The following is an 11,887-nucleotide window of genomic DNA, read 5'->3' as shown; positions in this document are numbered from 1 at the left end:
TAGAAAACTAACGCAGGCATTATTACTCTTCGCTGAAGAGATCGCCACCGTGCATATCAATCATTTCTAACGCTTTACCGCCACCACGAGCCACACATGTTAGTGGGTCTTCAGCAACAACCACAGGAATACCTGTTTCTTCTGTAAGTAGACGGTCTAAATCGCGAAGTAGTGCACCACCACCCGTCAGTACCATGCCACGCTCTGAAATATCAGATGCAAGCTCTGGTGGACACTGTTCTAGTGCAACCATTACTGCAGATACAATACCTGTTAGTGGTTCTTGTAAAGCTTCTAGGATTTCATTTGAATTTAACGTAAAGCTACGCGGTACACCTTCTGCCAGGTTACGACCACGCACTTCAATTTCACGCACTTCATCACCTGGGTACGCTGAACCGATTTCATGCTTAATGCGCTCAGCGGTTGCTTCACCAATCAGACTACCGTAGTTACGACGTACGTAATTGATAACGGCTTCATCAAAACGGTCACCACCGATACGAACCGATGATGAGTAAACCACACCGTTAAGTGAGATCACTGCAACTTCTGTTGTACCACCACCGATATCGATCACCATAGAACCCGTTGCTTCAGACACTGGCATACCAGCACCGATAGCAGCCGCCATTGGCTCATCGATTAAGTAAACTTCACGAGCACCAGCACCTTGTGCTGATTCACGGATTGCACGACGTTCAACTTGCGTTGAGCCACAAGGAACCGCAACTAACACACGAGGGCTTGGGCGAAGAATACTGTTGTCATGTACTTGCTTAATAAAATGCTGCAACATTTTTTCAGTCACATAGAAATCAGCAATTACACCGTCTTTCATTGGGCGGATAGCAGCAATATTACCTGGTGTACGACCAAGCATTAATTTTGCGTCATGACCTACCGCTGCAACACTTTTTGTTGCGCCTGCACGGTCTTGACGGATTGCAACCACAGAGGGTTCATCTAGAACGATGCCCTGTCCTTTGACATAAATAAGGGTGTTGGCAGTACCCAAGTCAATAGACAGGTCATTAGAAAACATGCCACGAAGTTTTTTAAACATAGTCTTCGGCTAATCCTGAAAGCTCAAAATTCGTTAAATTGCACTAAATGTACCAAGCGCTAGACACTGAAACAAGGTAAGGATTGTCAAACCTACCACAGATTTGCAATTTATTTGCGCTAAGGCCTAATTTAACCCTTTTTCACCTCGATAAACGATGCGATCACTCCCACGATATACACCAAATGTCACAATCGCGGATGGATCTTCATCACCTAATTCTCGCCAATTATAGGTTAGCCACGGTTGGTGCTTTTTGTTGGTTTGGCTACAACCAATATTACTTGGTGTGTTGGTTGCAATACGTAACCAAAAACGGGTTTGTTGTTTTTTATAATTAGCAGGCGGTGATAGTTGTGGATGAGCTTCAATTTCATCGCTTTCACCAACGCTGACCTTTCCCGTTACATTAGTTGTTAATATCGATGTATTCGATCCATCAACCGGATGTAATGCCTTCTTACAATAATAATTACTGTTGTATGTTGAGCCACTATCATCAGTATGGGTTTGAAATTCACTACCATCCCAATATTCGATTTTTAATGGCAGACTAACAGGTTGATCAAATGGGCTGATCGCATCATCTAGAACCATTCGCCCATAACGTAAATTAGGCGTTTCTTCGAACTGTGCGATGGTATATGTATCGATAACATCGTTTTTAACCGATGTACTACTTCGAATAGATATGGGATCTTGATTTTCTGTTATATACCCACCAAAGCGGCTATTACTTGAAGACCAAGGACCATCTTCCTCTGTTGTTGGGTTGATAGCTGCAATAACCTTACGTGCTAATAGCCATGTTTGTTGAACGTCACGATTCCAGTTCCCCTTAAAGCTCTTCTCTGTCAAGCCTGTTATATGATGATATGAGAAACGATGATTTAAGCTCGTTAATGATGGATCCTCATACGCAGTCAGTGCAACATCAGCTTGATACGCCAAACCAAAGTTGTTGTAGTTATTCACTTGATTACCCAGCGTATTTTTCGCTTTAATCATTACTTGAACATTAAATGGCTGGCTTAAATAAGCAAATTGATCATGTCCGGTTGGATATATAATGCGGTTAGGTTGAAGCTCTAAATATTTAGGATAAAAACGGCCAATATTGCGATAGCCTTGATTAACATCCATACCCAAATATTGTGCTGCCGTATTCGCTTGTAAACGCACACTGCCGACTTCACTCCAAGATAAATCTTTATAGGTTAAAGCTTCAGTATGTTCTTTTACTTTAATACCTTGCAATTCACCTGGCTCACCATTCACAGGTGTTATTGAATGATCTGATGGAATAGATAATTTAACATTTGCAGCTGGAGCATCTGCTTTAGAAAAGTTAGGTGTTATTGTGCTTTCACACAAATCAATGCTACTTGAATACCGACTATTAATATCTGCAGTTTCAGATCCCGCATTGCGCCAGACAATAGGTTTTACATCCACATCAAATTTCTCACCCGATGCCACAAAGCCTTCACCTGATGATGATGTACCGTCTGCTTTTATATATTCACCATCTTGATTTTTGGGACACACGGCAAGTGTCCATGGGCGGGCATGCACTTCAACAGAGCCTTCTAATTGTTTCCAACTCCCAAACTCTGTTGGTAATTCATCATCTGTAGAAAAAATATCGCAGCCGGTTGATAACGAGCAATTAGGATCTGCAAGGTTTAACCCTACAATACCTGCATCGGGATATTTCAGCGCAAAGGTCGCTAACCCCTTATCAAAAGAAAATGTTTCTTGAGACGTTTGCCAGTCACTATTCATAGCCTTTATTTGTAAGTCGCCATTACCCTGGCTTGCTGGCTGTAAGAAAGTACTCGTCATAACTAACGGTTTATCACCTTGATAACCTGTTGCAATCGTTACTTGATCATTTTTGCAAGCAAGGGCTTTTACTTTAATATTTTCCCTAGGTTTACCCGCAATGACTTTTATTGGACTTGGCGAAATATCAAATTTAAACGGTACAAACGTATAACGACCATTAACGGTGTTGGTTGATGGGGAATTATTTAATTGTCCTTTAACCGCTATATTGCCGATATAATCATGACTTTTAAGCCGCAACTGACCAACACCATTTTTAATATTAACGTCAGCGACTTCTGAAACATCTTTATAAGGCGTTTCACTATTGATTGGAAACCACGATGCTTTTCCAGCTGTTGAAATATTGGTGGTTACTGATACTGAACCAGAATAGGTGTCAGCTAGCGTTCCGTCTTCATTTTTAACACTAAACGTAACAGGCAAATAATCGCAGGTTAATGAAAATGCAGTTGATGGCTCAATATCTAAAATATAATTATCAGGTTTAGGGTCAAAACACTCACTTTCACCAATAATTTTTGATTTATTAATTAGTTCTATCTGATTAATCGTTACCGAACCATATACTATCGCATTGTTACTTAAGTAAGTTTTTTTCTCTGAATATATAAGCGCCTTTACAATAGAGCTGTTAGACACGGCGTTAAAATCTTTAAATAACAAAGTCGAAGTTGGTGGCTCATTATAGGCGTAGATCACCAAATTATCAGGACTTCCATCTACATTAATTAAAGCGCCATTAGTTCCTGATGTATGGTTAAAAGAGTAACCTCTGGTATAGATAACTACTTTATTATTTTCTGGAATAACAATTCGAGAACCATTTACGATAAAACTATCAATCCAGTAGGTGCCCGTTTTTAATGTTAGCTGACTTTTTGAATCTAAAGATAATGTTTCAATTTTCATCTCTTTGTTTAACGTTATAGATCCGCCTCTAACAGACAAATTTTTATATTCACTGTATGGGATCTCTGGTTCAATTTGTTTTCCAGCGTCAAAGACATTATTACTTTTATTTTCTTTAAAGCTAGGAAGTTGAGGCTTATTTTCTTTCTTTACAATTAAATCTTGGTTCTCATTACATGGAGAATCATCACAACCTTTATCAAGGTAATTATTTATACTTTCTTGGCGAAAACCGACATACCTTTTATTTTTGATTTCAACCGTATTTATTAGTCGACTATCTTTCCCAATTTGTAAACTCGGATCACTATTACCTTGCCATGTTTGAGCTGGGCTTAGAAAATATTTACAAATATTATTGGCCAGCGGCTTTTTAGCGAAAGCAAAAAAGCCCACCTTTTCTTTTATATGTGCGCGTTGACCTATATACGTCCATGGTGGGATATCTTCATCAACAACAAAACTCACCTGTGTTAAGGACTTCTTACACTGACGAACCCAGCCACCTTGTCCACCTTGGCGCTGCAACTTCCCGGCGATAAAATTTGGAACAGTGGTATAAGTTTGACGAAGATTAATAGGAGTATTACATGTGTACTGTAATGGCTTCAGTTTACCCGAATTTGAAACGATATCACCTGATGAAAATTCATAGTCATAACCATTGGTTTCACCAATATTAGGAACACTGACTAAATAACCAATTTTCTCATGTTCCTCAACGTCAATATCACGTTTATTTACACGCGTAATTTCAAGACCTAGGTCAAATCCCATTGATGAAATATTTTTAGTTGCGGTCGTTAACCAGCGTTCATTGTTTTTCGTTTGGACTTCTGAGAGAACAATCGGCGATTCACTCAACAATGAAGAGTACGAGGAGAGATCCACTCTTTCATAAGCTGGTGAAGACCTTTTACCATCTGCGGAATATCTTTTCGTATTCACACTGCCTGCGAGTACTCGGTGTCCATCCTCAAATGTTGTAACCCCCTCTTCAATAACCAAATAAGAAATCACTGGCATTTGATTACGTGATAACGAATAGAAGTTAGACAGTGGCGCAACTATTTGCGCTACGGAAAAAGATTTTTTTGTAACATTTAGCAAGGCAAGAGTCTGAGGGGCGTCATCATCTGGATTATCGCTGGGTATTGTTGGCATTAAAAATACAAGCGGTTTAGTCGCATATGCATTTTTTAATCTAACAACACAACCAGATTGATCTTCATAGGAGTTTGCTGATTCAGGTAAAATAAATGATGAACATGTGCTGGTATCAAATGTACCAAATTCATACTGAGCACTATGCGCTTGCCATGCAAAGAATAAACTGAAAAATAAAACGTTGATTAACTTAAGACATAAACGCATAAACATCCTTTTACCCAAAATAAAAAGCGAGTCCGTGCCTTAAGGGTATTTGACTAATTTCAACTTAATATCTTAATTATTAATAACACAAACATCTACATTCAGAGTAAATAATTACACACAAAAAAACCGAGAACTCACACTCTCGGCTTTCTGATGAATAAATAAGACTTACTGGTAATCAGCAGCAGGGATCCCTGGCTCATCTCGGTATAATATTCGGTCATTACCTCGATATACGCCAAAAGTCACAATTGCCGATGGGTCTTCATCACCTAAATTCCGCCAATTATATCGTAGCCAAGGTTGATGAGAGTAGGCTCCAAAACAGTTAATGGGTTTTTTATCTTTTACCCCTGGTTTCGCCGCACTCAAGCGCTGCCAAAATCTTATTTGTTGTTTAAAGGTAGTACTCTTTGGATTGGTACCATACCCAGACATTTGGCTTGGGTTCGCCATAAAGTCTCCAGATAAGGCCTTGCCCATCATTACTTTTCCACTACCGGATGTATAAGCACTGCTCTTGCTATCTTCAGGATACATACTGATCACTTGGCGACAGTAATTTGCTCCATTAAACTGCGATACTGAATCATCCGTATTTTTAACAAATGCTGTACCATACCAATATTCAATTCTTAACGGCACTGCTAGTGATTTACGAATATCACCACCAATATTTTCCAATACCATGCGTCCATAACGGAGATCGTTAACTCCCACTAGTGCACCCTGTGCATTAACCTCTTCCCCCGCCCATGTTACGTGATCAGGAAACGGTTCATCTTGTTTCACTCGCAACTGCCATTGGTCAAACGGCCCATCTTCAATGGTGGTGTTAGTCCCTTTCGCCTTTCGTTCGAATATCAGTTTAGACGGCTTAAAAACAACCTCAGAGTTACCTTGGCTATTTTGCTGCCAATCACCGATTTTAGGAGACATTAACGATTTATCACTGCGCATTTGTTTTAAACGTAGATCTAATGGTACGTACCCCCCGTTATTATTCCCCGACTCTAATTTAAACTTACTCTGAAGAGACGGATCAAATAAGGCATAATTTTGAACGGGTTGATTATTCGCGTTAAAAGCATTAATCGTGAATCCAGCATCAAATGGCTGATCCATATAAGTGAATGAGCCTATCGCAGGTGTTACTTCATTCTTAGAAAAAGCAAAATACTTAGGATAGAAACGCCCTATTTGACGTTTACTCTGATTAATATTATTGCCATTCTCTATATAATCGTTCATCCCAACCTGTAGCCAAATACTGCCGACTTCAGACCATCTATTACCAGTAAGTAATACCCCTTTCAAGGTCGGTTTTACTGTCATTTGACCTTGCGTAAATGTCCCCATAACGCCACTAGAAGGTGAGGCTAGGTGAGCCTGCATCAACAACCCATTTCCCATAGTTGGCGCATCTGGAGCAAGGAAATTCTCCGTTACAGAATAGCTACAGTATTTATTATCAGATGAATCAATAACAGTTCCTTGGGAGCTACCTTCCTGCCACACTAAAGGCTTAAGCAGCACATTAAAAGGTAACCCCGCGGCAATATACCCCTCACCACTTTTAGACGTGCCATCTGCTGTATCTAATGTATTAGCTTCATTAGGCTTTAACGGACAAATCGCGAACATCCACGGCTTTGCATTAATTGCAACAGAACCGGTTAACCCATTAGGCAGCAGCTCACGTAACGCTTTTGCTTCCTTCGTTTTGGTTGTCGTTAACGTGCAGCTATCACTAGTACAATTTGGATCATAGACATGCCAAGCAATAACACCCGCATCACGATAACGCAAAGTAAGCGGTTCAGATTTCCCTTGCTCGAACTCTACTTTTGCTTGCTTAGATGCGCCTGTCGCTGATTCAATATGCTTTCCTTTTACAATCTCGACAGTAATAGGGTTATTGGGATCGGCTGCTTTTTTCGGCGCTTGGTATTCAGTTGAAAAATCTAATAACCGTGTTCCAGTATAATTTTCAACTAGCTTGATGTTCTTACCCGCTTGGCATGTCATGGCTTTAATTGTGGCGGTAACGTCTTTTCCCGCCACGATATTGTGACCATCATTTAGATCAATCGCGAAACCGCCAGGGATAAAGGTATATTGACCTTTAGGTTCATCACCAGCCATAAACTCAATACTTGCCGTTATTTTCAGCGTCTCCGACCCCGTGGGTAATACCCAAATAACTGCATGTTGATTTTTTACTGGCAACGTAAATGTATGTGTACCCGCAGTAAACTGATGAGAAGATGCGAGTGCTGAATTATCCGCCCAGATACCGCCTGTTGATGAGGTAATATTAACCGTAATATCACCATCAAATTCTTTAGTACCATCCTCCGATGTCACATTAAAATCAACTTGCTGGGCATGACATAAGGTCTTCGTGACTTTTGTCGGTGTGATTGTAAGTTCAAATTTAGGTTCAGGCTCTGGATCAAAACAGGCACTACTACCTATAATCTCTGTTTCTATATTATTCACATCGCCAGTCATCGTGATGTTAGGCGCCGTTACTGCACCGGTAATTCGCGTGATCTGGTTACTCAAGCCATCACTCATCATAAGATTACGCTCAGAGTAAATTAAGCCTGTGATCTGACTACCTTTGTTTAGCTCAATATAATCATGGAGAATATCATTCACCGGTTTTAAATCATGAACAACAATAAGTAAATCGTCAGCAATCCCAGATAGTGGCTTCATGGTTGAGCTGATCAAACTCATCTTTTTCACATGAACAACAGAGCCCGTAGGAAAGATAATATCTTTATTACTTAAATTAATAGTGTTAAACCAAAATACCGTTTTATTGCCAACGTCTCGCTGCGATTGTAAATCGCCATCATCAACAGCAGGCCATGTATCTAACACTTGTTTTTTAGCAAATAAGCTCGGGTAAGGCTGAGCCGTATGACATTCTTCGCCATTACAGTAATTATTCTCACCACCACTTGAATTAATTGTCTTAAAACCTATATAGCGTTTGCCTTCTTTTACGGCTGAACCTTTAATTAAGACATTATGGCTAGCGTTAAATGCGCCAGTAGAGGTTTGCCATGTCTGAGCAGGACCTGGGAATACATTACAGACTTCTTCTGATGCACGACGCTGGAAAGCCATAAAACCAACCATCTCATTGGCATGTTGACGTTCTGGGTTAGTATGCTCATTTAAGTCTTCATCAGTAACAAAGCTTACTTCAAGAACATCTTTACCCGGCTTTTGTTGATTTTTACATAACCGGATCCACCCTCCGTTAGGTCCTAAACGGGAGTTTTTAGAGGCAATCACTAAGATGGGATTTTTTGACTGATCCGAAAAATCAAAATCGCTGCCTTTTAAATCAGTAAAGCCTGCACATTGCTCCGTAACAGGCTTAGTGATCTTTTCAATCCCATGATAATTCCCTTTTAGGGTATTGGGCGTTTCTGCTGGACCTAAAGCAAACTGTAACCCTTTGTATAAACCACTACCTTCAACTAATAAATAACCAATCGTCACATTATGATTAAGCACATATTGAGTTTCAGAGCTATCCACCCCTAAATAAAAATGGCCATTATTGCTCGTACCTTGATTTATCGTGCCACGAATAATAAACGGCGTTATCCACTCTGATTCTGTACCTGTAGCCGAAATAACAGACGGTTTATTTCTTGGCTGAATTTCTGCGATTCCTCCAGGTGTTTTACTTTTAAATCCACTAGGAATCGTAACCGGCGTTACTTTGCCTTTCTTTATTAATGGATTTAATTTGCCGTAATCGATATCACCTTTACCGGTTTGAAATTTAGGATCTTTAGCATCAAGCTGTTTATGTACAGTCAGTTCTGCCGCAGTAATACGACCATTATTGCCTAATGCAATGGTGCCTTTTTCCATCGCAAAATAGGTGATTTTACGCATAGGAATACGATATAAGGTATAGGTTTTATTTTTAAAATGATGCCATTTCGCTTCCCATGACTCCCAAGAGCCTAAAAGACTATCTTCATCTTCTAAACGAATTGCGTTCGATACTTTCGGATAAACCTGTCTTACCCCAAATGCATACGTCTTACCTTTTTTGTAAATTCGGGTAATCTTTAAAGATGATGGTGCATCAAGACCATTATCTGTAATGGTCGGCATGAGGAAAATTAACGGTTTGGTTGTAAATTCTTTATTTAAGACAATTTCACATTCTTGGTTAATACAGCCATTGGGGCGTGAAATATCACTTTGCCCAAAGTCGAATACTGGCCCATCTTCACTCGCCAACGCCGTACCGCTCAACATCATTAAGGAGATAAAAAAAACAAAATTTTTAATCATTTAAATCTTTCGCCCACACTTCTTGGGTACGTGTCATCGCCACGTTATGACTACCGCAGGTCGCTGTACTTTCTAGGTGGTACTCATTGACTGTTTTACCGCTTGATAACCTAATCTTTTTCGTTGTACATACCATCTTTATTACTTGGCACCCTTTTTGGAATGGCGGCATAATTTTTTCAATTTCAGATGATGGATAAGTTATGCATTTATCGGAATCACTCTGAAATGGGTTTCCAAGTGGGAAAAGTCGAGTTAATACAACTTCATTGGCAGAATGGGCTGTAAACCATGCTCGTGTTCCAAGCACCTCTTTGGTAGTCATGGTTTGACTAGAGGTACCAATTTTCGTCATCACCATTGCCATGAGCCCCATAACGATAATGACGAACAGCACTATCATTAAGCCACTACCACGTTGCTTGTTATAACTGCTATAAGACATTCATCACCTGTACACTATGGTTATAATCTGACTTTTCTTGAGTGCGTGAGTCTAAATACTGAATAGTAAATAACGCTATCGCATTACTGTTTAATCCCGCCGTTTGTACATTCGGTATAAATTTATCGATGTTCTCAGCCATTAATATGCCATCACCATCGTTGACCTTGCGCACAATAGTCGTCCCCACTTGACAGTAACTGATCTTATCTTTGTATAAATATAATCGATTACCGGGAGAAGATGCCTCCTTGATTGGCGAAGTTAATGTCAATTGATACGTCTCATCTTTTGAAGCTGGCGCAGTAATACTACTCACAGTTATGGTGTTATTTTTATATTGCTCAGATGAGGCAAAGCCCACTGCAACAAAATTACCGCTACTACTCCAGTTAGAAGAAAAACGTAACGGAGTGATCGCAATCGTATTGCTGTTATTCGGTAAATTATCGTAATACACCGCTGGAGCAATAATCGGATAAAAGCTCAGACAATGAGATGTATTACTTAAACTGTTCGGCGCTGCATGGCGGATTTCTTTGGTCATACGTGCAACTAAAAAACGGGCTTGAGACTGCAGACGCTCGCGATCAACGGTATTGGTATACCCCTTTACACCAATCGCAATATAACTACCAATACCAATCATAATGATAGATAGCACGACAATTGCTATCACCATTTCAAATAGCGTGAAACCACGCGGCTTAGCCATCAATAATTACCCCTATAGGCGATATAGTCATATTTACCATAGCGTCCAGCATCCACACTCACTGTGATTTTTTTCAAAAGTTGTGAGGGCACATACTCGACATTAATGGTGGCATGAATATGGGTATAGTTTGCGGTTGATAAACTGGGTACTAAATCAGTTAATTCGCCACGGCGAGAAGCTAAACTGGGTTTAACATAATTATTACCGTTATATGTATAAGGGTTAGGGCACTGCGTTGTATCTCCCCAACAGCCAATAAAATCATCGTCATCATTAGCCATTGCTGGATTCGTTGCTTCTAAAAGATCATCCGGCCCTAAACGTGCTGGCAAGGTACATGGATTAGGATTTCCTTTAGCATCATCCTCACCACAGCGGTAAACACTGTCGCCATTAGGATTAGAATTTTGATCGAACTGACGTGCTAATATTTCATTAAAAATCGCATCAGCCATTGCCGCTGAACGCGCTTGATATTGAGGAACCGCAGAGCGCTCAACTTGAGGAAAAAGAAAGCTCACCAAGGTGATCATCGCAATCGCGAGTAATACAATAGTGATGATCCCTTCAATAAGAGTAAAACCGCGTTGTTTTATGTGAGTATTCACTTACTGCACACCTCGTTATCTTTCTTTTTATATACATAACCTTGGCTATTAATACAAATGCTGGCGGTTTGGTTATTTTTTGCCGTAATCGTAATGGTACAACCGTTAGCACACACTAACATAGATGTTGCATTGACAGGCTGCCCAAGCAAATTAAAGTACAACTTAGCACGTGTATTTCCACCATCAACCAATGAAAACTCGGTATTGGTTTGTGATTGACGCAAGCTACCATCCGTTTCTGAATTAGCGGCATCGCAGACGCCTAAACATGGCGAAGAAACATTCAAGGGAGCGCGTTGCCCTTGCATCGAAGATATTTGAATTTGGCGAATAACAGAAATCGCCTGATCACGGGTCAGTTGGGCATCAAACTCGCTCCGACCTGAAAAGCGAGCAGCAGCAGTGGCACTGATGATCCCTATAATTACGATCACCATAATGAGTTCAACGAGAGTAAAACCTTGTTGCTGCTTCACATTACCACCTAAACATGACCTATTTTATTGTTATATAATTTATCAGATTAAAACAAAAAAGGCGCAGCCGAGTGACTGCGCCTTTAAATGTGCAATACA

Annotated in this window: 7 protein-coding genes; all 7 read right to left on the bottom strand. The window is 40.1% G+C overall.

Features of this window, described 5'->3' with window-relative positions; translation table 11 throughout:
- Positions 1-22: 22 nt before the first annotated feature.
- A complete protein-coding gene (locus tag C9J38_RS07260) occupies positions 23-1,066 on the bottom strand; it encodes a rod shape-determining protein (protein WP_005371106.1) in 1,044 nt (347 codons plus the stop codon).
- A 126-nt stretch (positions 1,067-1,192) separates the two neighbouring features.
- Entirely contained in the window at positions 1,193-5,200 is a 4,008-nt protein-coding gene (locus C9J38_RS07255; RefSeq protein WP_107206518.1) for a DUF6701 domain-containing protein, read from the bottom strand.
- 171 nt (positions 5,201-5,371) lie between these two features.
- Positions 5,372-9,538 (bottom strand): DUF6701 domain-containing protein, encoded by a 4,167-nt coding sequence (locus C9J38_RS07250; RefSeq protein WP_107206517.1) that lies wholly within the window; start codon positions 9,536-9,538, stop codon positions 5,372-5,374.
- Positions 9,531-9,983 (bottom strand): MshP protein, encoded by a 453-nt coding sequence (locus tag C9J38_RS07245; protein WP_107206516.1) that lies wholly within the window; start codon positions 9,981-9,983, stop codon positions 9,531-9,533. Before C9J38_RS07245 ends, C9J38_RS07250 begins: the two co-directional genes overlap by 8 nt.
- Positions 9,973-10,698, bottom strand: a complete 726-nt coding sequence (locus C9J38_RS07240) for a PilW family protein (protein WP_107206515.1) — start codon at positions 10,696-10,698, stop codon at positions 9,973-9,975. The genes C9J38_RS07245 and C9J38_RS07240 overlap by 11 nt, the downstream gene beginning before the upstream one ends.
- Entirely contained in the window at positions 10,698-11,309 is a 612-nt protein-coding gene (locus C9J38_RS07235) for a prepilin-type N-terminal cleavage/methylation domain-containing protein (protein WP_107206514.1), read from the bottom strand. The genes C9J38_RS07240 and C9J38_RS07235 overlap by 1 nt, the downstream gene beginning before the upstream one ends.
- A complete protein-coding gene (locus C9J38_RS07230; RefSeq protein WP_107206513.1) occupies positions 11,306-11,788 on the bottom strand; it encodes a prepilin-type N-terminal cleavage/methylation domain-containing protein in 483 nt (160 codons plus the stop codon). The genes C9J38_RS07235 and C9J38_RS07230 overlap by 4 nt, the downstream gene beginning before the upstream one ends.
- Positions 11,789-11,887: the final 99 nt, after the last annotated feature.

Source organism: Photobacterium sp. GB-210, assembly GCF_003026075.1.
Lineage (GTDB): Bacteria > Pseudomonadota > Gammaproteobacteria > Enterobacterales > Vibrionaceae > Photobacterium.
This window is presented reverse-complemented; position numbering and strand designations above follow the sequence as displayed.